24 protein-coding genes and 2 pseudogenes (1 of these 26 only partly in view) are annotated in these 22619 nt (G+C 71.3%); 10 read left to right on the forward strand and 16 right to left on the reverse strand.

All coding sequences use genetic code 11. The features are described 5' to 3' along the window. Nucleotides 1-35, reverse strand: the 5' end (the start) of a protein-coding gene (locus HB370_RS10200) for a DNA-3-methyladenine glycosylase (RefSeq protein ID WP_030791039.1). Its footprint begins 616 nt before the window's first position; the window shows 35 of its 651 coding nt (coding positions 1-35); the start codon lies at nt 33-35; the stop codon falls past the left edge of the window. A 100-nt stretch (nt 36-135) separates the two neighbouring features. Here HB370_RS10200 and HB370_RS10205 point away from each other — a divergent pair, with 100 nt between their 5' ends. The 3 genes from HB370_RS10205 (at nt 136) to HB370_RS10215 (ending at nt 2176) form a co-directional block, all read left to right on the forward strand. Further along, a complete protein-coding gene (locus HB370_RS10205) occupies nt 136-918 on the forward strand; it encodes a sporulation protein (RefSeq protein WP_030791042.1) in 783 nt (260 codons plus the stop codon). Between the two features lie 44 nt (nt 919-962). Further along, nucleotides 963-1502 (forward strand): YbhB/YbcL family Raf kinase inhibitor-like protein, encoded by a 540-nt coding sequence (locus tag HB370_RS10210; protein WP_030791045.1) that lies wholly within the window; start codon nt 963-965, stop codon nt 1500-1502. 167 nt (nt 1503-1669) lie between these two features. Then, nucleotides 1670-2176 carry an HNH endonuclease gene (locus tag HB370_RS10215; RefSeq protein ID WP_030791048.1) on the forward strand — a complete coding sequence of 169 codons (507 nt, stop codon included), beginning with the start codon at nt 1670-1672 and terminating at the stop codon, nt 2174-2176. 71 nt (nt 2177-2247) lie between these two features. Here the strand turns inward: HB370_RS10215 and HB370_RS10220 are convergent, their stop codons facing one another. The 3 genes from HB370_RS10220 to HB370_RS10230 form a co-directional block, all read right to left on the reverse strand. Next, entirely contained in the window at nt 2248-3192 is a 945-nt protein-coding gene (locus HB370_RS10220) for an SPFH domain-containing protein (RefSeq protein ID WP_030791050.1), read from the reverse strand. Nucleotides 3193-3315: 123 nt separating this feature from the next. Next, complete coding sequence (locus HB370_RS10225; protein WP_030791053.1) at nt 3316-3744, reverse strand: NfeD family protein; 429 nt, start codon at nt 3742-3744, stop codon at nt 3316-3318. Nucleotides 3745-3804: 60 nt separating this feature from the next. Further along, the gene (locus HB370_RS10230) at nt 3805-4602 is read right to left on the reverse strand and encodes an ABC transporter ATP-binding protein (protein ID WP_030619876.1); all 798 of its coding nucleotides are present in this window, start codon (nt 4600-4602) and stop codon (nt 3805-3807) included. Nucleotides 4603-4750: 148 nt separating this feature from the next. Between HB370_RS10230 and HB370_RS10235 the strand changes: the two genes are divergently transcribed. Continuing rightward, nucleotides 4751-5539: a hypothetical protein gene (locus tag HB370_RS10235; RefSeq protein WP_078637754.1), complete on the forward strand. Its 789-nt coding sequence runs from the start codon at nt 4751-4753 to the stop codon at nt 5537-5539. A 685-nt stretch (nt 5540-6224) separates the two neighbouring features. Here HB370_RS10235 and HB370_RS10240 read toward each other — a convergent pair. The 3 genes from HB370_RS10240 to HB370_RS10250 all read right to left on the reverse strand — a co-directional run bounded on the left by HB370_RS10240 (nt 6225) and on the right by HB370_RS10250 (nt 8395). Next, on the reverse strand, nt 6225-6464 hold the full coding sequence (locus HB370_RS10240; RefSeq protein WP_030791059.1) for a chaplin: 240 nt from the start codon (nt 6462-6464) through the stop codon (nt 6225-6227). A 151-nt stretch (nt 6465-6615) separates the two neighbouring features. Beyond that, nucleotides 6616-7257, reverse strand: a complete 642-nt coding sequence (locus tag HB370_RS10245; RefSeq protein WP_030791061.1) for a response regulator transcription factor — start codon at nt 7255-7257, stop codon at nt 6616-6618. Next, nucleotides 7250-8395: a GAF domain-containing sensor histidine kinase gene (locus HB370_RS10250; protein WP_030791063.1), complete on the reverse strand. Its 1146-nt coding sequence runs from the start codon at nt 8393-8395 to the stop codon at nt 7250-7252. The genes HB370_RS10245 and HB370_RS10250 overlap by 8 nt, the downstream gene beginning before the upstream one ends. Before the next feature lie 441 nt (nt 8396-8836). Here HB370_RS10250 and HB370_RS10255 point away from each other — a divergent pair, with 441 nt between their 5' ends. Continuing rightward, nucleotides 8837-9577, forward strand: a complete 741-nt coding sequence (locus HB370_RS10255) for a transglycosylase SLT domain-containing protein (protein WP_030791065.1) — start codon at nt 8837-8839, stop codon at nt 9575-9577. Between the two features lie 102 nt (nt 9578-9679). On the opposite strand, the gene HB370_RS10260 is transcribed toward HB370_RS10255, so the two are convergent. Continuing rightward, nucleotides 9680-12262: an FHA domain-containing protein gene (locus HB370_RS10260; protein WP_030791067.1), complete on the reverse strand. Its 2583-nt coding sequence runs from the start codon at nt 12260-12262 to the stop codon at nt 9680-9682. Nucleotides 12263-12884: 622 nt separating this feature from the next. Between HB370_RS10260 and serB the strand changes: the two genes are divergently transcribed. Continuing rightward, nucleotides 12885-14108 (forward strand): phosphoserine phosphatase SerB, encoded by a 1224-nt coding sequence (gene serB / locus HB370_RS10265; RefSeq protein ID WP_030791069.1) that lies wholly within the window; start codon nt 12885-12887, stop codon nt 14106-14108. 980 nt (nt 14109-15088) lie between these two features. On the opposite strand, the gene HB370_RS10270 is transcribed toward serB, so the two are convergent. The 4 genes from HB370_RS10270 to HB370_RS10280 form a co-directional block, all read right to left on the reverse strand. Beyond that, nucleotides 15089-15607: a histidine phosphatase family protein gene (locus HB370_RS10270; protein WP_030791071.1), complete on the reverse strand. Its 519-nt coding sequence runs from the start codon at nt 15605-15607 to the stop codon at nt 15089-15091. 79 nt (nt 15608-15686) lie between these two features. Beyond that, nucleotides 15687-15893, reverse strand: a complete 207-nt coding sequence (locus HB370_RS10275) for a hypothetical protein (RefSeq protein WP_030791074.1) — start codon at nt 15891-15893, stop codon at nt 15687-15689. Nucleotides 15894-16108: 215 nt separating this feature from the next. Beyond that, complete coding sequence (locus HB370_RS42460; RefSeq protein ID WP_094374424.1) at nt 16109-16228, reverse strand: SGM_5486 family transporter-associated protein; 120 nt, start codon at nt 16226-16228, stop codon at nt 16109-16111. Nucleotides 16229-16284: 56 nt separating this feature from the next. Further along, a complete protein-coding gene (locus tag HB370_RS10280) occupies nt 16285-17613 on the reverse strand; it encodes a CynX/NimT family MFS transporter (protein ID WP_208974382.1) in 1329 nt (442 codons plus the stop codon). A 70-nt stretch (nt 17614-17683) separates the two neighbouring features. On the opposite strand from HB370_RS10280, the gene HB370_RS10285 reads away from it, so the two are divergent. Beyond that, nucleotides 17684-18376, forward strand: a complete 693-nt coding sequence (locus tag HB370_RS10285; protein WP_030791078.1) for a FadR/GntR family transcriptional regulator — start codon at nt 17684-17686, stop codon at nt 18374-18376. Here the strand turns inward: HB370_RS10285 and HB370_RS10290 are convergent. The 4 genes from HB370_RS10290 to HB370_RS10305 form a co-directional block, all read right to left on the reverse strand. Then, nucleotides 18354-18734: a hypothetical protein gene (locus tag HB370_RS10290; protein WP_030791080.1), complete on the reverse strand. Its 381-nt coding sequence runs from the start codon at nt 18732-18734 to the stop codon at nt 18354-18356. The two genes, HB370_RS10285 and HB370_RS10290, sit on opposite strands and share 23 nt — an antisense overlap. A 226-nt stretch (nt 18735-18960) precedes the next feature. Then, nucleotides 18961-19728 carry an enoyl-ACP reductase FabI gene (gene fabI, locus HB370_RS10295; RefSeq protein WP_030791082.1) on the reverse strand — a complete coding sequence of 256 codons (768 nt, stop codon included), beginning with the start codon at nt 19726-19728 and terminating at the stop codon, nt 18961-18963. A 5-nt stretch (nt 19729-19733) separates the two neighbouring features. Beyond that, nucleotides 19734-20438, reverse strand: coding sequence for a 3-oxoacyl-[acyl-carrier-protein] reductase (gene fabG / locus HB370_RS10300; protein WP_030791084.1), 705 nt, complete (start codon nt 20436-20438; stop codon nt 19734-19736). A gap of 234 nt (nt 20439-20672) precedes the next feature. Beyond that, nucleotides 20673-21173, reverse strand: coding sequence for an ATP-binding protein (locus HB370_RS10305; RefSeq protein WP_208974383.1), 501 nt, complete (start codon nt 21171-21173; stop codon nt 20673-20675). Nucleotides 21174-21341: 168 nt separating this feature from the next. Between HB370_RS10305 and HB370_RS10310 the strand changes: the two are divergent. The 3 genes and pseudogenes from HB370_RS10310 (at nt 21342) to HB370_RS42665 (ending at nt 22533) form a co-directional block, all read left to right on the forward strand. After that, nucleotides 21342-22189 (forward strand): annotated as a pseudogene (locus tag HB370_RS10310) (helix-turn-helix transcriptional regulator). After that, nucleotides 22186-22344, forward strand: a pseudogene (locus HB370_RS42660) (DUF397 domain-containing protein); the annotation flags it as partial. The pseudogenes HB370_RS10310 and HB370_RS42660, both read left to right, overlap by 4 nt. After that, nucleotides 22318-22533 (forward strand): DUF397 domain-containing protein, encoded by a 216-nt coding sequence (locus HB370_RS42665; RefSeq protein ID WP_342450997.1) that lies wholly within the window; start codon nt 22318-22320, stop codon nt 22531-22533. The pseudogene HB370_RS42660 and the gene HB370_RS42665, both read left to right, overlap by 27 nt. Nucleotides 22534-22619 lie beyond the last annotated feature (86 nt).

The following is a 22619-nucleotide window of genomic DNA, read 5'->3' on the forward strand; positions in this document are numbered from 1 at the left end:
CGGGGCAGTGGCGTACGGTCCGGGGGCGCGATCATGCCCTCCGAGGGTAGTCCAGAGGGCGTACCGGCCCGGCGGAACCGGTCATGGGCGGATCGCGTTCGTACCGGTCGAGGATTCTTTCGTTAAGGGAGTGCCATGGCGTTCAAGAAGCTGCTCGCGAGCCTGGGGGCCGGCGGCGCGTCGGTCGAGACGGTGCTGACCGAGGTCAACGTGGTGCCGGGCGGTGTCGTCCAGGGTGAGGTGCGGATCCAGGGCGGTTCGGTGAACCAGGCCATCGAGGGGCTGTCCGTCGGTCTCCAGGCCAAGGTCGAGGTGGAGAACGGCGACCAGGAGTACAAGCAGGACATCGAGTTCACCAAGGTGCGGCTCGGCGGTGCCTTCGAGCTCCAGGCGGGTGCCGTGCACGCGGTGCCGTTCGGGCTGGAGATCCCCTGGGAGACGCCCGTCACCATGATCGACGGGCAGGCGCTGCACGGGATGCACATCGGTGTGACCACCGAGCTGGCGATCGCGCGGGCCGTGGACTCCGGCGACCTGGACCCGGTCAACGTGCATCCGCTGCCGGCGCAGAAGGCCATCCTGGACGCCTTCGTCCAGCTGGGCTTCCGCTTCAAGAACGCGGACATGGAGCGCGGCCACATCCGCGGTACGCGGCAGAAGCTGCCGTTCTACCAGGAGATCGAGTTCCTCCCGCCGGCGCAGTACCGGGGCCTGAACCAGGTCGAGCTGAGCTTCGTGGCGGACGAGCACGCGATGGACGTCGTGCTGGAGATGGACAAGAAGCCGGGGCTGTTCAGCGAGGGCTCGGACACCTACCGGTCCTTCCAGGTGGGCCTGAACGACTGGCAGGGGACCGACTGGGCGGCTTACCTCAACCAGTGGCTGTCCGAGGTCGGCAGCAAGCGCAACTGGTTCTAGGCTCGGAGCTGCTGGTTCCAGCTCATCGATCAGGAGGTACCGAGGTGACCGAGCTCAAGCGGCGGCCGCTCCCCCATGACTTCCATCCGCCCGTGCCGTCGTTCACGGTGACGAGCGAGGAGGTCCGGGAGGGTGCCACGCTGGGAAGCGCCCAGGTGTACGCGGAGGGCAACACCTCGCCGCAGCTGCGCTGGGAGGGCTTTCCGGCGGAGACCAAGAGCTTCGCCGTGACGTGTTACGACCCGGACGCGCCGACCGGCAGCGGGTTCTGGCACTGGGTCCTGTTCGACATCCCGGCCTCGGTGACCGAGTTGCCCGCGGGTGCGGGCAGCGGCAAGTTCGAGGGCCTGCCCGAGGGTGCCGTGCACGCGCGGAACGACTACGGGACGAAGGACTTCGGCGGTGCCGCGCCGCCGCCCGGGGACGGCCCGCACCGGTACGTCTTCACGGTGTACGCGGTGGACCAGGAGAAGCTGGGTCCGGACGCGGACGCCTCGCCGGCCGTGGTCGGCTTCAACCTCCGGTTCCACACGCTCGCGCGCGCGCAGCTGATCGGCGAGTACGAGATCCCCGCCGAGAGCTGAGCGCCGTACCGCGATCCAGTTCGGCGTTCACTGAACGTTTGCCCGCCTCCGGTCTTGGAAGTGATCGGAGGCGGGCATTTTTATTGCGTTGTCCATCTCGGCGTGCCCGTCCAGAGTTGATCCAAGCCCGCCGGGGGGTGGGCAGGCGCACACGGGAGGTGGGCTGGATGCGTGACACGTTGGTCCTGAACGCGAGTTTCGAGCCGCTGTCGACGGTGTCCCTGAACCGAGCCGTGGTCCTGGTGCTCCAGGACAAGGCCGTGGTCGAACAGGCCCACCCCGAACTGCGGATGCGCGGTGCGGATGTGGACATCCCCGTGCCCCGGGTGATCCGGCTGTGCCGGTATGTACGGGTGCCGTTCCGAAGACGAGCCCCGTGGTCGCGGCGGGGGGTGCTGGTGCGGGACCGGCACCGGTGCGCGTACTGCGGGCGCCGGGCCACGACCGTGGACCATGTGGTGCCGCGGGCGCAGGGCGGGCAGGACACGTGGCTGAACACGGTGGCCGCGTGCGCGGAGGACAACCACCGCAAGGCGAACCGGACTCCGGAGGAGGCCGGGATGACGCTGCTGCGGCAGCCGTTCGAACCCACGCCTGCCGACGCGATGTTGCTGTCGCTGGGGCAGGAGGAGATCGCCGCGCTCCCCGAGTGGCTCGCCAGGGACGCGGCCTAGGCGTCTGCCGGGTTGCTCCGGGTGCGCGGCCGCGGGTCCCCGCGCCCTTTGGGGGCGCGGGGTGCACGGGGTCAGTCGATCGGGGGCTTCTCCCGGCGTTCCGTACCGCCGTTGCCGCCGCTGTTGCCCGAACCGCCGCCCAGGGAGCCGAAGTTGCCGACGGCTCCGGAGAGGCCCTTGAGGGCGTCGCCGATTTCGCTGGGGACGATCCAGAGCTTGTTGGCGTCGCCCTCGGCGATCTTGGGGAGCATCTGGAGGTACTGGTAGGAGAGCAGCTTCTGGTCCGGGTCGCCGGCGTGGATGGCCTCGAAGACCGTACGGACGGCCTGGGCCTCGCCCTCGGCGCGCAGGGCCGCGGCCTTGGCCTCACCCTCGGCGCGCAGGATCTGGGACTGCTTCTCGCCCTCCGCGCGCAGGATCTCCGACTGCCGGACACCCTCCGCCTGGAGGATGGCGGCGCGCTTGTCGCGGTCGGCGCGCATCTGCTTCTCCATCGAGTCCTGGATGGAGGTGGGCGGTTCGATGGCCTTCAGCTCCACGCGGTTGACGCGGATGCCCCACTTGCCGGTGGCCTCGTCCAGGACGCCGCGCAGGGCCGCGTTGATCTCCTCGCGGGAGGTCAGGGTCCGTTCGAGGTCCATGCCGCCGATGATGTTGCGCAGGGTGGTGACGGTGAGCTGCTCGATCGCCTGGATGTAGCTGGCGACCTCGTAGGTGGCGGCCCGGGCGTCGGTGACCTGGTAGTAGATGACCGTGTCGATGTTCACGACCAGGTTGTCCTGGGTGATCACCGGCTGCGGCGGGAACGGTACGACCTGTTCCCGCAGGTCGATGCGGTTGCGGATGGTGTCGATGAACGGGACCACGATGTTGAGGCCCGCGTTCAGCGTCCGTGTGTAACGGCCGAAGCGCTCGACGATGGCGGCGCTGGCCTGTGGGATGACTTGGATCGTCTTGATCAGGGCGATGAAGACCAACACCACCAGGATGATCAGGACGATGATGACCGGTTCCATCGTCGCTCCCCGTACCCTTCTCCGCCTCGGCGCCTTCGGCAGATCTCATGTCTGTTGAGGATCTTGCTGGTCGAGTCTGTCAGACCGTCGCGCAACTCGTCTGCCGTTCCCGGTGAGTTGTCCTCACAGGACGATCGCGGTGGCCCCTTCGATGTCCACGACGTCCACCTCCTGGCCCGCCTCGTAGGTCCGGCCGGTGTCGAGGGCGCGGGCCGACCAGACCTCTCCGGCGAGCTTGATCCGGCCGCCGGATGCGTCGACCCGTTCCAGGACGACGGCTTGCCGGCCCTTCAACGCATCGACGCCGGTGGCCAGTTGCGGTCGTTGTGCGCTGTGCCGGGCGGCGATGGGCCGCACGACGGCGATGAGGGCGACGGAGACGACGACGAACGCCAGGACCTGGACGACGGCGTCGAAGCCGAGGGCGGAGGCGACCGCCGCCGCGACGGCTCCCACCGCGAGCATGCCGAACTCCGGCATGGCGGTGACCACGAGCGGGATACCGAGCGCCGCCGCGCCGACGAGCCACCACACCCATGCGTCGATGTTCACATGGTCATGGTAGGGCCGCAGGCGGGCGGCGGACAGGGCGCGCAGGGGGGAGCGGCGGGGTCAGGACAGGGGCAGACCCTGGGCGGTCCAGCGATCGCCGACCTGCTCCACGACGAGCGGGAGGCCGAAGCACAGGGAGAGGTTGCGGGAGGTCAGTTCCAGCTCGACGGGGCCGGCGGCGAGGACCTTGCCCTGGCGGATCATGAGGACGTGGGTGAAGCCGGGGGCGATCTCCTCGACGTGGTGCGTGACCATGATCATCGAGGGGGCGATGGGGTCGCGGGCCAGCCGGCCGAGACGGCGCACCAGGTCCTCGCGGCCGCCGAGGTCCAGGCCGGCGGCGGGCTCGTCCAGAAGGAGCAGCTCGGGGTCGGTCATCAGGGCGCGGGCGATCAGGGTGCGCTTGCGCTCGCCCTCGGAGAGGGTGCCGAACTTCCGGTCCAGGTAGTCGCTCATGCCGAGGCGGTCGAGGAAGGCGCGGGCGCGCTGCTCGTCGACGTCCTCGTACTCCTCCTGCCAGCCGGCGGTCATGCCGTAGGCGGCGGTGAGGACGGTCTGCAGGACGGTCTGGCGCTTGGGGAGCTTGTCGGCCATGGCCATGCCGGCCATGCCGATGCGGGGGCGCAGCTCGAAGACGTCGGTGCCGGGCTTGCCGAGGGTCTCGCCGAGGATGGTGGCGGTGCCGGTGCTGGGGTAGAGGTAGCTGGACGCGACGTTCAGGAGGGTGGTCTTGCCGGCGCCGTTGGGGCCGAGGATGACCCAGCGCTCGCCCTCCTTCACCGACCAGGAGACCTGGTCCACCAGAGCCCGGCCCTCGCGGACCACGGATACGTCCTGAAGCTCCAGAACATCGCTCATGAGCGCGTTGTCTCCCCTTGCAGTGTGGCCGGTCTCGGCTGTCGCGTACGCCTGTGACGGGGTCTCGCGCCGGTGGGCGCAGCCCTTATGAAATCTACGCCACGAGTGCCCCGCTCCATTCCATCGGTCCGGTCCTTAGGGTGGGGGCATGCTCTCGGAACCGCGTTCAGGACGCCTCGCAGCTTGGGGAAATGCCCTTTTGGCCGGACTTGTCTCTCCGGACGACGCCGTCCTCGCCATCGTGGGCGAGGACACGGTGCACCGGGTGGACGGGCTGCCCGGTGAGGCGGCGCCGGTCGGGCTGACGCTCGCACTGGGGCGGCTGCGCGCGCTGGGGGTGACTGGGCTGCGGGTGGCGCTGCCGGCGCCGGGGCATCCGCTGGGGCTGAGCGGGCCGCCGGAGTTCAACACGCGGGCGCTGGAGGCCGGGGAGGCGGTGGTCTGTCACGGCGCCGCGTTCGGGCTGGTGCCGGAGGCGTACGAGGCCGGGCCCGAGGGCGATGTGCACGCCGAGGTGGTCTGGCGGGTGCTGCCGGTGCGGGAGGCGCCGCCGGCCGACGTGCCGTCGCTCGGTGAGGCCGAGCGGGAGCTGGCGGAGGCGCTGCGGGAGGCGACCGAGGTGCTGTCGAAGCTGGACGTCGCCGGGTCGGGGCCGGTGGCGGAGGCGGCGATCGACGCGTACCGGGCGCGGGCCGAGCGGGGCCGGGAGGTACTGGCGCCGGGCTATCCGCCGCGCGCGGTGCGGGTGCTGGAGCTGGCGCAGCGGGTGGGCCTGCTGGTGTCCCTGGCGTACGGCAACGGGCACGGGGGCGCGGTCAGCTCCGCCGAGATGCGAGCGAGGACCGAGGCACTCCGACCGGTGGAACGAACGGCACGGCGGGCCCAGGTGGCGGCGTACAACGCGTATGTGGAGGAGCGGGAGCGCGGGGGGCGGTGACCGGTCGCGGAGCGACGGTGACGGGGGCGGTGCTACGGAGGGGTGGGAGCGCCGGGCGCGGCGACCGGTCGCGAGGGCTCGGCTGCGGGCGGCGGGGGCCCGTACGGGGGGGGCGGTCTGCGGGGCCCGGCCGCCCGGCGGGCGCGGCGGCCTCGGTGGCGGGCGGATGCCGGGGGCGAGGACGCGGGACCGCGGGAACGCGGCCGCGAAGAAGCCGGAGCGCGGCACGCCGTGACCGACCGCCCGGGGCGCTGCTGCGGAATCAGCTGGACGCCGTGACCGTCCGCCGAGGAGGGCTACGGAACGGGAGCGCAGGGGCCGTGACCGCCTGCGGAGGCACGGCTGCGGGCGGCGGCGGGCCCATAAGGGATCGGCCGACGGGGCCCGGCCGCCCGGCGGGGCCGGCGGCCTCGGCGGCGGGCGGATGCCGGGGGGCCAAGGCGCGGGAACGCGGCCGCGAAGAACCCGGAACGCGGCACACCGTGACCGACCACCCGGGGCGCTGCTACGGAAACAGCTGGACGCCGTGATCCCGTGCGGGGGCTCGGCTGCGGGTGTCGGCGGGGCCCGTAAGGGAGCGGTCGGCGGGTGGGCGCCTGGGTGGTGCGTTTCTCGGTGTCCGGGTGGGGAACCGGCGAGGCCTCCCGGTGGGGCCGGGAGGCCTGGGGTGCTGTGCGGTCCCGGGTCAGCTGTTGACGCCGAGGTTGCCGAACGCCGGGTTCAGCACGCCGATGACGTTCACGCTGTTGCCGACCGCGTTCACCGGGACGTGCACCGGCACCTGGGCGACGTTGCCCGAGGCAACACCCGGGGACCCGGCGGCCTGGCCGGCGGCGCCGCTGTCGGCGGAGGCGAGCCCCGCGCCGGCGGCCACCAGGCCACCCGCCACCATCGTCACGGCCGCCGCCTTCTTCAGGTTCTTCATGGTCTACCCCTCCTGGATGTCCACCGCGGCGATCACCGCGGCACGCACTGGAGAACGGCGGAGATCACCGGAGGATGCGCCGTCCGGGTGACATTCCCACTACGGTATGAATCTCAGTCCGGTCCGTGACGCTCCGTGTTGCCGGGGCGGGTCAGCCGGCGACACCGTGGCGTACGGCCCACAGCGCGGCCTGGGTGCGGTCGGCGAGGTCGAGCTTCATCAGGATGTTGGAGACGTGCGTCTTGACGGTCTTCTCGGACAGGACGAGGGCGCGGGCTATCTCCCGGTTGGAGCGGCCGTCCGCGATCAGGCCGAGCACCTCGCGCTCCCGCTCGGTGAGCGAGCCTCCCCTGCCCTGTCCGCCGCCCGCCTCCTCCCGGGCGAGCAGGGCGTCGGCGACCTCCGGCTGGAGCAGGACGTGCCCGGCGTGCACGGAGCGGATGGCACCGGCGAGGGCGTCGGGGTCCACGTCCTTGTAGACGTACCCGGCGGCGCCCGCGCGCAGGGCCGGGACGACCGTGCGCTGCTCGGTGAAGCTCGTGACGATCAGCACGCGCGCGGGGTTGCCGAGTTCGCGGAGTCTGCGCAGCGCGTCGATGCCGTCCATGCCCGGCATCTTGATGTCCATGAGGACGATGTCGGGCCGCAGCTCCTCGGCGCGGGCGACTCCCTCGGCGCCGTCGGCGGCCTCGCCGACGACCTCTATGTCGTCCTGCACCTCCAGGAAAGTGCGCAGGCCCCGGCGGACGACCTGGTGGTCGTCGACCAGCAGCACCTTGACCGGTTCACCCACCGGGGACCTCCATCTCGATCGTGGTGCCCTTGCCGGGCGCCGATTCCACGGTCAGCGAGCCGCCGACCCCGCCGGCCCGGTCCCGCATGGAGACGAGGCCGAGGTGGCGTCCGGCGCGGCGGACCGCCGTGGGGTCGAAGCCGCTGCCGTCGTCGGTGACGCGCAGGACGGCGCCGCTGCCGCGCCGCTTCACGCTCACGTCCACGTGTGCCGCGCCGGAGTGCCGCAGGGCGTTGTGCAGGGCCTCCTGGGCGACCCGGAGCATGGCCTCCTCCTGGGCCGCGGGCAGGGCGCGCAGTCCGGCGCCGGTGAAGGTGACGCGGGCGGTGTGGGCGCGGTCGAGGACCTGTATCTGGGTGCGCAGGGTGGCGACCAGGCCGTCCTCCTCCAGCGCGGCGGGCCGCAGCTCCACGACGGCGGCGCGCAGTTCGTCGGCGGCCTCGGCGGCGAGCGAGGCCACCTGGTGCAGCTCGTCCTTGGCGCGGGCGGGGTCGCGGTCGACGAGCGCCGCCGCGGCCTGGGCGGTCAGGCGCAGCGAGAACAGTTTCTGGCTGACCGCGTCGTGCAGTTCGTGGGCGAGGCGGGACCGTTCCTCGGCGATGGTCAGTTCGCGGCTGCGCTCGTAGAGCCGGGCGTTGGTGAGGGCGATGGCGGCGTGCTGGGCGAGGATGGAGAGCAGTTCCTCGTCCTCCTGGGTGAAGCCGCAGCTTCCCTCCGGCTTGGGGCAGCGTTTGTTCGCGAGGAAGAGCGCCCCGATGATCTCCTCGCCGTCCCTGATCGGCAGGCCCAGGAAGTCGACCAGGTCGGGGTGGGCGTCCGGCCAGCCCTCGAAGCGGGGGTCCTTGCGCACGTCGGCGAGGCGCTCGGCCTTCGCCTCGTGCAGCATCGCGGCGAGGATGCCGTGCTGGCGCGGGAGCGGGCCGATGGCACGCCACTGCTCCTCGCTGACGCCGTCGACGACGAACTGGGCGAAGCCGCCGTGGTCGTCGGGGACGCCGAGGGCGGCGTACTGGGCGTCGAGCAGTTCGCGGGCGGAGGCGACGATCGTCTTGAGGACGTCACGCACCTCCAGATGCCTGCTCATGGCCAGCAGCGCGGAGCTGACCGCGGCGAGGCCGGACCGGGGGCCTTGACTCATGTCCTCACGGTACCGGCGGGGTCCGACAGTGCGGATCGGGCCGGTGACGGCGGGGCCTGGTCCCCTGGTCCTAGGCCCTGGCGGCTGTCTCATACCTGGGGAGGAGGAGCCTCACGCTGGGCGTTGCGATGGCAACTGACCGTGAGGACGGCTGGTATTCCATGTGAGCCCGCGCATAGGGCCTACATCACGTACGAACGCGCATAGGAGAGGCACCCGCCCGCATGGCCGGGATCGACGGTCCCGTCTGTCCTATTTTGCCCTTCCCTGATCCACTACCCAGCATCGTATTGGGCACCTTTGCCTGGGCTTTTTGCGCCCGCTAAGAATTGCCTCGTCGCTCAGCGCCGCGGGTTCCCACCGCGGCGTTCGTGCGGGAGGAGCCGATTCCCCCGGCGGACGCAGGAGCGACCTCCGCGCTATCGAAGAGGTCCATCAGCCATGCCCAAGAACATGCTCAACCGCGCTCATAGTCGTCCGCTGACCAAGCAGCGCAAGATCGCCGCCGTCGCGGGTGTCGCCGCGTTCGGCACCGCCGCCCTCGCCCTCTCGGCCACCGTCGGTCACGACGGCACCGTCACCACGGGCGCCCCGGCCACGACCGCGCAGGTCTCCTCCGGCACCGTGCTGAAGAACGTCAAGGGCTCCGTCACCGGCCGGCTCGCCGCCGACAACGTCAAGCTGGACACCCTCGCGGCGCGGAAGAAGGCCGCGGACGCCGCTGCCGCCGCCAAGGCCGACAAGGCTGCCGCGCAGAAGCAGGCCGCCGCCCGCCAGGCCGCGCGGCAGCACTCCGCCGTCCAGGCCGCCACCCGCTCCACCCAGCGTCTGGACATCCAGCCGGTCGCCGCCAAGACGTACGCCAACAACCTCGACGGCTGGATCCGGCAGGCCCTGTCGATCATGAAGGCCAAGGGCATCCCGGGCAGCTACAGCGGTCTGCACCGCAACATCATGCGGGAGTCCTCCGGCAACCCCCTCGCCATCAACAACTGGGACATCAACGCCGTCAACGGCATCCCGTCCAAGGGTCTGCTCCAGGTCATCCCGCCGACCTTCAGCGCCTACCACGTCCCCGGCACGTCCTGGAACATCTACGACCCGGTCGCCAACATCACCGCCGCCGCCAACTACGCGGCCCACCGGTACGGCTCGATCGACAACGTCAACAGCGCGTACTGAGGCCCTGGCGCGGGACCTCAGCGACGTGACGCCGAAGGGCGGCACCCCGGTCACGGGGCGCCGCCCTTCGGCGTCACGCGGGCGCGTACGTACGAGGCCCGGTTACTTGCGCATGACCTCCGGCTCGTGGCGGCGCAGGAAGCGGGAGACGAAGAAGCCGCAGACCGCGCCGAGCGCGAGCAGCGCGAGAATGTCCAGGCCCCAGGCCGAGGCGGCGTGGTCCCACAGCGGGTCGGTGCTGCCCGGGTCGTCGGTGTTCGGGGCGATGTTGTTGAAGTCCAGCGTGGTGCCGGCCGCGGCCACCGCCCAGCGGGACGGCATCAGGTACGAGAACTCGTTCACGCCGAGCGTGCCGTGCAGGGTGAACAGGCAGCCGGTGAAGACGACCTGGACGATCGCGAACATCACCAGCAGCGGCATGGTCTTCTCGGCGGTCTTCACCAGCGAGGAGATCACCAGGCCGACCATCATCGAGGTGAAGCCAAGCGCCATGATCGGCAGGCACAGCTCGACCAGGGTGGAGCCGCCGAGCACCAGGCCCTCGCCGGGGATCTCACGGCTGGTGAAGCCGATGACGCCGACCAGCAGGCCCTGGAACATGGTGACGGCGCCGAGCACGACCACCTTGGACATCAGGTACGCCGAGCGGGACAGGCCGGTCGCGCGCTCCCGCTCGTAGATCACCCGCTCCTTGATCAGCTCTCGGACCGAGTTCGCGGCGCCCGCGAAGCACGCGCCGACGGCGAGGATCAGCAGGACGGTGGTGGCGGTGCCGTTCGGGGCGGGCAGGTGGGTCTTGGGGTTGACCGGGTTCGGCAGCAGTCCGCGGTCGGGCTGGATCAGCAGGCTGACCGCGCCGATGACCGCCGGCAGCAGCACCGTCAGCGCCAGGAAGCCCTTGTCGGAGGCGATGACCGAGACATAGCGCCGGACCAGGGTCGTCAACTGCGAGCCCCAGCTCTGCGGCTTGGGCGGCCGCAGCGCCTGTGGCAGGGGTATGGGGCCGGTCTGCGGGGCTCCGGCGTCGATCTCCGCCGCGTACATCTGGTAGTGCTGCGAGCCCTTCCAGCGGCCCGCCCAGTCGTAGTCGCGGTAGTTCTCGAAGGCGGAGAAGACATCGGCCCAGCTGTCGTAGCCGAAGAAGTTCAGCGCCTCCTCGGGCGGGCCGAAGTAGGCGACCGCGCCGCCCGGGGCCATCACCAGGAGCTTGTCGCACAACGCCAGCTCGGCCACCGAGTGGGTGACGACGAGGACCGTACGGCCGTCGTCGGCGAGACCGCGCAGCAGCTGCATGACGTCCCGGTCCATGCCCGGGTCGAGGCCGGAGGTCGGCTCGTCGAGGAAGATCAGCGACGGCTTGGTGAGCAGCTCCAGGGCGACCGAGACGCGCTTGCGCTGGCCGCCGGAGAGCGAGGTGACCTTCTTGTCCTTGTGGATGTCGAGCTTCAGTTCGCGCAGCACCTCGTCGATGCGGGCGTCGCGCTCCTTCGCCGTGGTGTCGGCGGGGAAGCGGAGCTTGGCCGCGTACTTCAGGGCCTTCTTCACGGTCAGCTCGCGGTGCAGGATGTCGTCCTGCGGCACCAGGCCGATGCGCTGGCGCAGCTCGGCGAACTGCTTGTACAGGTTCCGGTTGTCGTACAGCACCTCGCCCTGGTTGGCGGGCCGGTAGCCGGTGAGCGCCTTGAGCAGGGTGGACTTGCCGGAGCCGGACGGGCCGATCACGGCGATCAGCGACTTCTCGGGCACGCCGAAGGAGACGTCCTTCAGGATCTGCTTGCCGCCGTCGACCGTGACGGTCAGGTGGCGGGCCGAGAAGGAGACCTCGCCGGTGTCGACGAACTCCTCCAGCCGGTCGCCGACGATCCGGAAGGCGGAGTGGCCGACGCCGACGATGTCGGCCGGTCCCAGCTGTACGGAGCCGCCCTTGGGGATCGGCTGGCCGTTGACGTAGGTGCCGTTGTGGGAGCCGAGGTCGCGGATCTCGAAGCGGCCGTCGGGCGTGGCGTGGAACTCGGCGTGCTGGCGGGAGACCTGGAGGTCGGAGACGACCAGGTCGTTCTCCAGGGCACGGCCGATGCGCATCACGCGGCCGAGCGCGAACTGGTGGAACGTGGTCGGGCTGCGGTCGCCGTAGACCGGCGGCGCCCCCGCGCCACCACCGGGCGTCTTCTGCGCGTACTGCTCGGCGGGCCCGGTCTGCTGCCAGTCCGCGTGCGGGGCCTGCTGGTGGGCCGGGGCCTGGTGGGGTACGCCCTGCTGGGGCATGGCCTGCTGGGCCCAGTCGGGGGCGGCGGGGCTCTGGGGCGCGTACGGTGTGGCCGCCTGCGGCTGGGGCTGCGGCTGTGAGTACGGCTGCGGCTGCGGCTCGTGGGCCGGGCCGCCGACCGGTACGGCGGTCGCCGAGAAGTTCACCCGCGGGCCGTCGGTCGCGTTGCCGAGGTGCAGAGACGAGCCGGGGGCTATCTCCGTGTACTGGACGCGCTGACCTTGCACATACGTGCCGTTGGTGCTGCCGTGGTCCTCGATGACCCAGCTGTGGCCGTTGAAGCTGACCGTGGCGTGCCGCCAGGAGACCCTGGCGTCGTCGAAGACGATGTCACCCTGCGGATCACGGCCGAGGGTGTAGGGCCTGGACGGGTCGAGCGTCCAGGTCCGTCCGTTTGATTCCAGTACGAGTTCCGGCACTCCATGCCCCACTGAGTTGTCCCCCGAATTGCCCCCGTGGCGGGGAGTCTAGGGATGTCGAACATCGTGGGGAACTATTCCAGGCGCGGCCCCCTGACCGAAACCCGGGCCTTGCCGAGCGGTCCCGGGCGCGGTCTACTTCGCCCTGGTGACGGGGGTGAAACCGGGCCGGACGGTGGCAATCGCGGCGAGGGGCGCAAGCGGGGCCGACGGTTTCGCGTGACCGGTGGGAAGCCTGTGACGGGAGGGGCTGCCGCAGGCCGGTCCGGCAGCTCATTGAAGGCCGCCGATACCCGCAGGGCCGTCGGGATCACGCCACCGGGCGCGATCGGGCGGGCGCCCCGTTCCGGTCGTGGTTCTGTCCGGTCGTGGTTCTGCTGGTCGCGGTTTTGGTGGTCGTGGTTCTGCTGGTCATGGTTCTGATGGAGGCGAGCTGCGGATCGCCCTTCGCGGGCCGGCGTGGCACGCTCGGGATGGGGGCCGGGCGATGTCCGGGGCCCGCGCGCCGCGCCGGCCGGCCGGCCGCAAGGTCCCCGACACCGGGGCGTCGGCCATTGTTCCGTGTCCGTCAGGCGGACCTCGGCGGCGCGAGGCACTGGGTGCCGGATACGGTGGTGACACCATGAGCGCTTCGCAGACCTCAGCTTCGCAGACCTCCGAGGCCCCCACCCTCCTTGTCAAGATCTTCGGCAAGGACCAGCCGGGCATCACCGCGGGTCTCTTCGACACCCTCGCCGCCTACCTCGTCGACGTCGTCGACATCGAGCAGGTCGTCACCCGGGGCCGGCTGGTGCTGTGCGTCCTGGTGACCCAGCCGCCGGCCGGTCTGGAGGGCGACCTGCGGGCCACCGTGCACAGCTGGGCCGAGTCGATGAAGATGCAGGCCGAGATCATCTCCGGACACGGCGACAACCGTCCGCGCGGCCTCGGGCGCTCCCTGGTGACCGTGCTGGGCCACCCGCTCACCGCCGAGTCGACGGCCGCGATCGCCGCCCGGATCGCGAAGGCCGGCGGCAACATCGACCGTATCTTCCGGCTCGCCAAGTACCCGGTGACGGCGGTGGAGTTCGCCGTCTCCGGCGTGGAGACCGGGCCGCTGCGCACGGCCCTGGCCTCCGATGCCGCGGCACTGGGTGTCGACATCGCCGTGGTCTCGGCGGGCCTGCACCGGCGGGCTCAGCGGCTGGTGGTCATGGACGTGGACTCGACCCTGATCCAGGACGAGGTCATCGAGCTGTTCGCCGCGCACGCCGGCTGTGAGGACCAGGTCGCCGAGGTGACGGCCGCGGCGATGCGCGGGGAGCTGGACTTCGAGCAGTCGCTGCACGCGCGCGTGGCGCTGCTGAAGGGGCTGGACGCGTCGGTGGTGGAGAAGGTGCGCGAGCAGGTCCGGCTGACGCCGGGCGCGCGCACCCTGATCCGCACCCTGAAGCGGCTCGGCTACCAGGTGGGGGTCGTCTCCGGCGGCTTCACCCAGGTCACCGACGATCTCAAGGAGCGGCTGGGTCTGGACTTCGCCCAGGCCAACACGCTGGAGATCGTCGACGGCAAGCTGACCGGCCGGGTCGTCGGCGAGGTCGTGGACCGGGCGGGCAAGGCGCGGCTGCTGCGCCGGTTCGCCGCGGAGGCCGGGGTGCCGCTGTCGCAGACGGTGGCGATCGGCGACGGCGCCAACGACCTGGACATGCTGAACGCGGCGGGGCTGGGCGTGGCCTTCAACGCCAAGCCGGTGGTACGGGAGGCGGCGCACACCGCGGTGAACTTCCCCTTCCTGGACACGGTCCTCTACCTCCTCGGCATCACCCGGGAAGAGGTCGAGGCGGCGGACACCCACGACGAGGGCTGAATCGGGCCGGGAGGGCAGGGCCGGGTGGTGCCGGGCCGGGTCGGCCTGCGGGTGGCCGCAGGCGATCCGTCTACCGAGGGGTCGGCGCCCGGTGAGGTCGGCCACCGACGGATTCGCCCACCCACGGGTCGGCCCCCAGTCACGCCGCCACCGGCGCATTTCGCCCACCCACGGGTCGGCCCCAGTGACGCCGCCACCGGCGCGTCCGCCCGGTGACGCCGACCCACCGACGCATTCGCCCACCCACGGGTCGGCCCCCAGTAACGCCGCCACCGGCGCGTCCGCCCGGTGACGCCGACCCACCGACGCATTCGCCCACCCACGGGTCGGCCCCCAGTAACGCCGGCACCGGCGCGTCCGCCCGGTGACGCCGACCACCGCCGCGTCGGCCCCCGTGAGGCCGGCCACCAGCAGAGCGGCCCCCAGTGACGCCGACCCACCGACGCATTCGTCCACCCACGGGTCGGCCCCCGGTGAGGTCGGCCACCGGCGGAATTCGTCCACCGGAGGGGGCGGCCCCCGGTGACGCCGACCACCGCCGCGTCGACCCCGTGAGACCGACTACCAGCGGAGCGGCTCCCAGTGACGCCGACCACCGGCGGATTCGCCCACCGGCGGGTCGGCCCCCAGTGACGCCGCCACGGGCGCGTCCGCCCGATGACGCCGACCACCGCCGCGTCGACCCCCGTGAGGCCGGCCACCAGCAGAGCGGCCCCCAGCGACGCCGACCACCGACGCATTCGCCCACCCACGGGGCGGCCCCCAGTGACGCCGCCACCGGCGCGTCCGCCCGGTGACGCCGACCACCGCCGCGTCGACCCCCGTGAGGCCGGCCACCAGCAGAGCGGCCCCCGTGAGGTCGGCCGCCGGTGAGTCGGTCGCGGAGGGCTTGGGCGCCCACAGCCGCGTTGTCGGCAGGGCCCGGCGTCCCGCCCGGGTTCCGGGCCCTCCCGCCTACGGCGTGCCGGGGCGGCGGCGGGTCACTCGGAGGGGGCCCAGTAGTCCGTGAGCGTGGCCACGCCGGGCTCGACGCCCTTCCAGTGGCCGTCGTAGGAGAGCAGGGCGAAGGCGGCTGCGGGGAAGCCACGGCGGTTCATCCGGGCGCGCGCGTCGCCCTCGGCCGAGCCGGCCAGGATGTCGGCCAGGCCGTGCACGCCCGGGTTGTGGCCGATGAGGATCACGCTCCGCACCTCGTCGGGCAGCTCGTTGAGCACGGCGATCAGCTCGCCCGGCGATGCCTCGTAGATCCGCTCCTCATAGACGGTCCTCGGCCGGTGCGACAGCTCCTGGACGGCGAGCTTCCAGGTCTCGCGGGTGCGGACCGCCGTGGAGCACAGGGCCTGGTCGAAGGTGATGCCGGTGTCGGCCAGCTTGCGTCCGGCGACAGGGGCGTCCTTGCGGCCCCGCTCGGCGAGTGGGCGCTCGTGGTCGGGAACCTGGGGCCAGTCGGCTTTCGCATGCCGGAAGAGGACGATCCTGCGGGGTTCTGCGACGCTCATGAGATCCAGCTTCGCATGAAACGGGCCACCCGGCGCAGGGAGTTGACCATGCGGATTCATCGCGTGAGGGGGCTTGCCGTCAGCGGGCGACGAGCTGCTGGACGCGCTCCAGCAACCGCGCGATCGCCGGGTCACCGCCGGCCGCGTGGGCGTCCGACGGGTTGAGTATCAGCGCGAGCAGCGCCACGAAGGCGAGGGCGGGCAGGGCGAGCGCCCACCAGGGCAGTCGGGTGCCGGCGCCGCCCGTGGTCGCCGGGTGGGGCCGGGAGTGGGTGCGGGCCGGCATGGTCGCCTCCGGGAGTGAGTCTTCGAGGGTGCCGTGACCGCCTCGCGCGGTCACATCTCGAAGCTACGGAATCCAGGGCCGCCAACCCATCCGGATTCCCACCCAGTTGACCCTGACCCTGGCCCCCTAGGGGATGGGGGGGCCAGCACCACCATCCGCCCCGGAGCAGGACCAGGAAGGGCCCCGCCCGGAGCAGGACGGGAGGGAGCTCGGTGTCACGGGGACGCGATGGTCGCCACCACGGCGATGATCACGAAGATGGCGAGGAACGAGCCGAAGACGAGCAGCATCTTCTTCTGGCCGTTCTTCGGGTTCGGGTCGAGCACAGGCTGCATGCGTCCAGTCTCGCACCTCGCCTCCCCCGCGACGGCGCCGGGGCACCCCGGTCGGGTCAGTTCGTCGCCTCGTCCTCGACCGTCCGGTCACGCCCGGCGATGAAGCCCACCACCATCTGCGGCACCATCAGCGCCGCCATCAGGGCGATCGGCAGTCCCCAGCCGCCGCTCTGCTGGTAGAGCACGCCGACCAGCAGCGGGCCGGGGATGGAGATCAGGTAGCCCGTGCTCTGGGCGAACGCGGACAGCTGGGCCACGCCCGGACCGCTGCGGGCGCGCATGCCGACCATGGTCAGGGCGAGCGGGAAGGAGCAGTTGGACACGCCGAGCAGCAGGGCCCAGGCCCAGGCGCCGCCGGACGGCGCGAGGTACAGCCCGGCGTATCCGGCGAGGCCGCAGACGCCCAGCACCAGCACGATCGGCCCCTGGTGGGACAGGCGGGTGGCGACCCGGGGGATGACGAAGGCCAGCGGCACGCCCATGACCATGATGACGGCGAGCAGCACACCGGCGGTGCCGGCCGGGACACCGGCGTCCCGGAAGATCTGCGGCATCCAGCCCATCGTGATGTAGGCGGCCGTGGCCTGGAGGCCGAAGAAGACGGCGAGCGACCAGGCCGTGCGGCTGCGGGTGATGCGCAGCGGGGCCTGCGCTTCCGCGGTCTCGGGCGCCGGCTCCTGGGGCCGGGCGTCGGCCGGGCCCCGGTCGCGGAGCAGCGGGAGCCAGGGCAGGACGGCGGCGGCGGCGATGGTCGCCCACACGACGAGGCCGGACTTCCAGTTGCCGCCCATGGCGTCGGTGAGGGGGACGGTCAGCGCGGCGGCGAGGGAGGTGCCGGCGGCGAGGGCCATCGAGTACAGGCCGGTCATGGAACCGACCCGGTCGGGGAACCAGCGCTTGACGATGACCGGCATCAGGACGTTGCTGACGGCGATGCCCATCAGGGCGAGCGCGCTGGCGGCCAGGAATCCGGCCGTGTTCCCGACGTAGGGCCGTACGACCAGGCCGACGGCGATGGCGGCCATGCCGGCGCACACCACGGCGGCCGGTCCGAAGCGGCGGGCCAGGCGGGGCGCCATCACGCCGAAGACGGCGAAGCACAGCGGGGGCACGGAGGTGAGCAGTCCGGCCACGCTGCCGCTCATGCCGAGCCCGTCGCGGACCTCTTCGAGGAGGGCGCCGAGGCTCGTGATGGCCGGCCGGAGGTTCAGGGCGGAGAGCATGATGCCCACGACCACCAGCCGGGTGGCCCACGCACGCGTGCGGCCCGCGCCGGGGGTCGTCTCTGGGGTGTTCGTCGCGGCGCCCGCACCGCGTGGGGTCGGTGACATCGCCGTACGGGTCTCCACTGTCCGGATTTCCTCACTAGCCATAAGACCCATCATAGAATCATAGGATGATTGCCTGTCCATCCCCGGAGCGTCCCCGCCCGGTCCTCTCGTGCGAAGGTGAGCCATGCCCTTGAGCCACCCGCGTCGTTCGGCGCTGTCCGAGCAGGTCATCGCCGAACTGCGCAACCAGATCGCCTCCGGCGAGTGGCCGGTCGGCTCCCGCATCCCGACCGAGCCGGAACTGGTCGAGCAGCTCGGTGTCGCCCGCAACACCGTCCGCGAGGCCGTCCGCGCGCTCGCGCACAACGGTCTGCTGGACATCCGCCAGGGCTCGGGCACGTACGTCGTGGCCACGAGCGAGCTGGCCGGCGTGATGCACCGCCGCTTCGCCGACGCCGATCCGCGGCACATCGCCGAGCTGCGCTCCACGCTGGAGTCGGCCGCGGCCAAGCTGGCCGCCGAGAGGCGCACCGAGAAGGACCTCAAGCAGCTGGACGCGCTGATCGTCCGGCGCGAGCAGGCGTGGGAGACGGGCGACACGGAGGCATTCGTGGCGGCCGACGCCACCTTCCATCTGGCGGTGGTGGCCGCGTCCCACAACGACGTGATGACGGCGATGTACGCCGATCTGGGCGAGGTGCTGCGCGACTGGCTGCGCGCGGACGTCGGGGCGGAGCTGACCCCGGAGACCCACATGGACCACGCGCGCCTGGTGGACGCGATCCGCGCGGGGGACGCCGAGGCGGCGGCCGTGGAGGCCGCGAGCTATCCGTACCTGTGCAATCCGGGCCGGTTCAGCGCGCCTTCTGGTGGCTGATCCACACCGAGCGGATCTCCTTCCAGCACCGGCCGGTGAGCCGTACGGTCATGGCCGGCCAGGCGTCCGCCGGGGCGCTGTCGGTGTCGATGTCCCACCAGCGGGCGCACTCTATGTGCAGCCGTACGCGGTCGATGTCGACATAGGGGTTGTGGCAGTAGGCCACCACCTGGGAGCCGTGGACGGAGGTGCGGCAGGAGGCTCCGAACCGGGCCGACGAGGGTGACGCACCGGCCTCCACGCGCGCGTGCGCGGGCACGTCGTGGCGCAGCGCGTCGTACGGCAGCGCGTCGTACGGCAGTGACAGTACGAGGGCCAGGGCCACCGACAGCGGGGCCGGGCCGCGGGACAGGCGCACGAGCGGGACCTCCTCGGCCGGGCTGCGGAGGGGCGTGCGAGCGAACGCGTCGTCCGAAGGCGTACTCCCAGGGTGCGCCGCCGGCCCGGCGGCGGCCCGGCCGGTGGGCCGGACGGGTGACATCCCGGCACGCGTGCCCGGCGTACGGCGACGCCCCGCTCCCCGCGCACGGCGGGAAACGGGGCGTCGTAAGGCTCAGCAGAGCCTCTTGAGGGTCTGGAGGACCTCAGGCGCCGATGGCGTGCAGGCCGCCGTCGACGTGGATGATCTCGCCCGTGGTCTTCGGGAACCAGTCGCTCAGCAGGGCGACGATGCCGCGGCCGGCCGGCTCCGGGTCCTTCAGGTCCCACTCCAGCGGGGAACGGGTGTCCCACACGGAGGCCAGGTCGCTGAAGCCCGGGATGGACTTGGCGGCCATGGAGCCGATCGGGCCCGCCGAGATCAGGTTGCAGCGGATGTTCTGCTTGCCCAGGTCGCGCGCCATGTAGCGGTTGACGGCCTCCAGGGCGGCCTTGGCCGGGCCCATCCAGTCGTACTGCGGCCAGGCGTACTGCGCGTCGAAGGTGAGGCCGACGACCGAGCCGCCGTTCTGCATCAGCGGCAGGCAGGCCATGGTCAGCGACTTCAGGGAGAACGCCGAGACGTGCATGGCGGTGGAGACGGACTCGAACGGCGTGTTGAGGAAGTTGCCGCCGAGCGCGTCCTGCGGCGCGAAGCCGATGGAGTGCACGACGCCGTCCAGGCCGCCCAGCTCCTCGCCGACGACGTCCGCCAGCCGCCCGAGGTGCTCGTCGTTGGTGACGTCCAGCTCGATGACCTTGGTCGGCTTCGGCAGCTTCTTGGCGATGCGCTCGGTCAGCGTGGGCCGCGGGAACGCGGTCAGGATGATCTCGGCACCCTGCTCCTGGGCCAGCTTGGCGGCGTGGAAGGCGATGGAGGACTCCATCAGCACACCGGTGATCAGGACGCGCTTGCCCTCGAGGATTCCGCTCATGGTGATCAGTGACCCATTCCCAGTCCGCCGTCAACCGGGATGACGGCTCCAGTGATGTACGAGGCGTCGTCGGACGCGAGGAAGCGCACCGTCGCGGCGATCTCCTCGGGCTGCGCGTACCGGCCGAGCGGCACCTGGGCGACGATGTTCTGGCGCTGCTCGTCGCTGAGCACCTTGGTCATGTCGGTGTCGACGAAACCGGGCGCGACGACGTTGAACGTGATGTTGCGCGAGCCCAGCTCCCGGGCCAGGGAACGCGCGAAGCCGACCAGCGCGGCCTTGGAGGCGGCGTAGTTCGCCTGTCCGGCCGAGCCGAGCAGACCGACCACGGACGAGATGAGGACGACGCGGCCCTTCTTGGCCCGCAGCATGCCGCGGTTGGCGCGCTTGACGACGCGGAAGGTGCCGGTGAGGTTGGTGTCGATGACCGAGGTGAAGTCGTCCTCGGACATGCGCATCAGGAGCTGGTCCTTGGTGACGCCGGCGTTGGCGACCAGGACCTCGACCGGACCGTGCCGGTCCTCGATCTCCTTGTAGGCCTGCTCCACCTGCTCCGGGTCGGTGATGTCGCACTTGACGGCCAGGAAGCCGGCCGGCGGCTCACCCGAGCGGTACGTGATCGCGACCTTGTCGCCGGCGTCGGCGAAAGCGCGGGCGATGGCGAGGCCGATGCCCCGGTTGCCTCCGGTGACGAGAACCGAGCGGCTCAACAGATCACCCTTTCGATAGCGGTCTTACATATCCGCCCGGACTCCTGGGCGGCAGGCGGCTTCATCGGAAACCTATCGGTACCGCCGCGTCCGCGGGCAATCGGGCACCGACAGTGCCTCATGCCGCACACTGTGGGGTCCCTACAGTCGGCGCACCGCCGAACACCCTCGGACTCGGTCCGCCGTACCGGGCGCGCGGGCGGAAAGCGCGGCCGCCCGGGGAGTCGAGGAAGATCAACGGTCGCGATCTCGCCTTGGGCCCGGCCCGCCCCCGCTGTCAGCACCCGCCGGCGGCACCTCGCACTCCGCCCACACCGTCTTGCCCGGCCCCCGCCGCTCTCCGACACCCCAGCGGGCGGCGACGGCCGCCACGAGGAGCAGCCCCCTGCCGCCCTCGGCGTCCGGAGGGCCGCACGGGGTTTCCGGCCCAGGAGGCTCGGGCCGCCCGGGGTGGGTGTCGGACACCTCCACGCGTACGACACCGGCGGCGCGGTCGAAACTGAGGCGCAGCTCGAAGTCACGGCCCGGGACGCGGCCGTGGAGCACGGCGTTGGCGGCGAGTTCGGCGACGACGAGAGTGACGGCGTCCGAAGCGGGGCCGCCGTACGGCATGCCCCAGAGGTGGAGACGGTGTGCGGCGAGCCTGCGGGCGAGGCGGGCCCCTCGGCGAGTGGCGGAGAAGCGCTGGACGAACACACTTACGGTTACGGCCACTTGGGCCTCTGGTGCTGACATGGGGCCAGCGTTCTGCTCACGTCCGCGCCGCCAACAGGTACGACGCCCATACAGTCGCGGCTGTATCAGTGCACACTCTGGACTGGGTGGGTAACTCCCCGTGACCCTGGGTGGGCGGGCGGGGTTTCGGTGAGAGCACGGAGACGTGAGCACAGGAGGCACGTGGCGATGACGGTGGACCACGGCGGAGGCACTGCGAACAACACTGAAGCCGAACTTTCCGACAGCCTCAAGACCTTCGGCGCGGTTCTGAAGGCGCTACGGGAGGAAGCCGGCCTGACCCAGGAGGAGTTCGCGCCGCGCGTACGGTACTCGGCCGCGTACATCGCCAAGATCGAGCAAGGGAAGCGGTTCCCTCCGGCGGATCTGCCGGCACGGGCGGGTGAGGTGCTGGGGCCGGTCGGGGCGAAGGTCCTTACTGCGGCGGCGGAGAGTCTGACGAGGAAGACGCTGCTGGCGTCCTGGTTCCGGCAATGGGCCGGGATCGAGGAGGAGGCGATCACCCTGTACGCCTATGAATGCCGGGCGGTTCCGGGGTTGTTGCAACCGGAGGCGTACATTCGGGCGATTTTCGACCGGCGGCTTCCGCCAGCATCCGAGGAGCAGATCGAACGCCAGGTCGCATCCCGGTTGGACCGACAGCACATCATTTCCGCCAACCAGAACACCGCGGTTTCGTCATCGAGCAGGCCGTGCTGGAGCGCCGCATGGGAGGACGCGGTGTCACCAGGCAAGTGATCACTCATCTCCTTGAGATGAGCACGCGTCGCAACGTGGAGATCCAGATCATGCCCGCCGTCCAGGAGGACCACTGCGGTATCGACGGTCAGATGTACCTGGCCGAAACGCCTGCTCACCAGTGGATCGGCTACACGGAAGGACAGCGATCGAGCAACCTGATCTCCGCGCCGAAGGACGTGAGTGTCCTGCTCCAGCGCTATGGCAAGCTGCGTTCCCAGGCATTGGACTGCCAGGCGACCGTAAAGCTGCTGGAACAGATGCGAGGAGCGCTATGAGCACCACCGACGAGCTGAGCTGGTTCAAGAGCAGCTACAGCGGCAGCGAGAACGACAACTGCGTCGAGGTCGCCATGCTCCCCGCAGCGGTCCACATCCGCGACTCCAAGGACAAGGGCATCCGTCCTCTGGTCGTCACCTCGGCCGCCTGGACAGCCTTCACCGCGCTCGCAACGGGCGACTGGTTCAAGAGCAGTTACAGCGGCAGCGAGGGCGACAACTGCGTCGAGGTCGCCCTGCGTCCCGAGGCCGTCCACGTCCGCGACTCCAAGGACAAGGACATCCGCCCCCTCACCGTCACCCCCGCCGCCTGGACGGCCTTCACCGCGCTCCTGGACGGCTGAGTTCGCGGCTAGGGATTCTCCCGGGAGTGTGACCTGCGCGGCATGATTCACTGCCTGCGAAGGTCACCACAGGCAAGCGCCCGAAG

Origin of the sequence: Streptomyces sp. DSM 40868 (assembly GCF_011820545.1) — a bacterium.
GTDB classification, from domain to species: domain Bacteria; phylum Actinomycetota; class Actinomycetes; order Streptomycetales; family Streptomycetaceae; genus Streptomyces; species Streptomyces eurythermus.

Excerpts from the sequence above, each read along its gene's own strand:
- HB370_RS10305 (WP_208974383.1), bottom strand. The coding sequence starts at position 21,173 with ATGTCAGCACCAGAGGCCCAAGTGGCCGTAACCGTAAGTGTGTTCGTC.
- HB370_RS10270 (WP_030791071.1), bottom strand. The coding sequence starts at position 15,607 with ATGAGCGTCGCAGAACCCCGCAGGATCGTCCTCTTCCGGCATGCGAAA.
- HB370_RS42460 (WP_094374424.1), bottom strand. The coding sequence starts at position 16,228 with ATGCAGCCTGTGCTCGACCCGAACCCGAAGAACGGCCAGAAGAAGATG.
- HB370_RS10220 (WP_030791050.1), bottom strand. The coding sequence starts at position 3,192 with ATGGAACCGGTCATCATCGTCCTGATCATCCTGGTGGTGTTGGTCTTC.
- HB370_RS10280 (WP_208974382.1), bottom strand. The coding sequence starts at position 17,613 with ATGATGGGTCTTATGGCTAGTGAGGAAATCCGGACAGTGGAGACCCGT.
- serB (WP_030791069.1), top strand. The coding sequence starts at position 12,885 with ATGAGCGCTTCGCAGACCTCAGCTTCGCAGACCTCCGAGGCCCCCACC.
- HB370_RS10240 (WP_030791059.1), bottom strand. The coding sequence starts at position 6,464 with ATGAAGAACCTGAAGAAGGCGGCGGCCGTGACGATGGTGGCGGGTGGC.
- HB370_RS10275 (WP_030791074.1), bottom strand. The coding sequence starts at position 15,893 with ATGCCGGCCCGCACCCACTCCCGGCCCCACCCGGCGACCACGGGCGGC.
- HB370_RS10205 (WP_030791042.1), top strand. The coding sequence starts at position 136 with ATGGCGTTCAAGAAGCTGCTCGCGAGCCTGGGGGCCGGCGGCGCGTCG.
- HB370_RS10230 (WP_030619876.1), bottom strand. The coding sequence starts at position 4,602 with ATGAGCGATGTTCTGGAGCTTCAGGACGTATCCGTGGTCCGCGAGGGC.
- HB370_RS10250 (WP_030791063.1), bottom strand. The coding sequence starts at position 8,395 with ATGAGTCAAGGCCCCCGGTCCGGCCTCGCCGCGGTCAGCTCCGCGCTG.
- HB370_RS10285 (WP_030791078.1), top strand. The coding sequence starts at position 17,684 with ATGCCCTTGAGCCACCCGCGTCGTTCGGCGCTGTCCGAGCAGGTCATC.
- HB370_RS10235 (WP_078637754.1), top strand. The coding sequence starts at position 4,751 with ATGCTCTCGGAACCGCGTTCAGGACGCCTCGCAGCTTGGGGAAATGCC.
- HB370_RS10255 (WP_030791065.1), top strand. The coding sequence starts at position 8,837 with ATGCCCAAGAACATGCTCAACCGCGCTCATAGTCGTCCGCTGACCAAG.
- HB370_RS10215 (WP_030791048.1), top strand. The coding sequence starts at position 1,670 with ATGCGTGACACGTTGGTCCTGAACGCGAGTTTCGAGCCGCTGTCGACG.
- fabI (WP_030791082.1), bottom strand. The coding sequence starts at position 19,728 with ATGAGCGGAATCCTCGAGGGCAAGCGCGTCCTGATCACCGGTGTGCTG.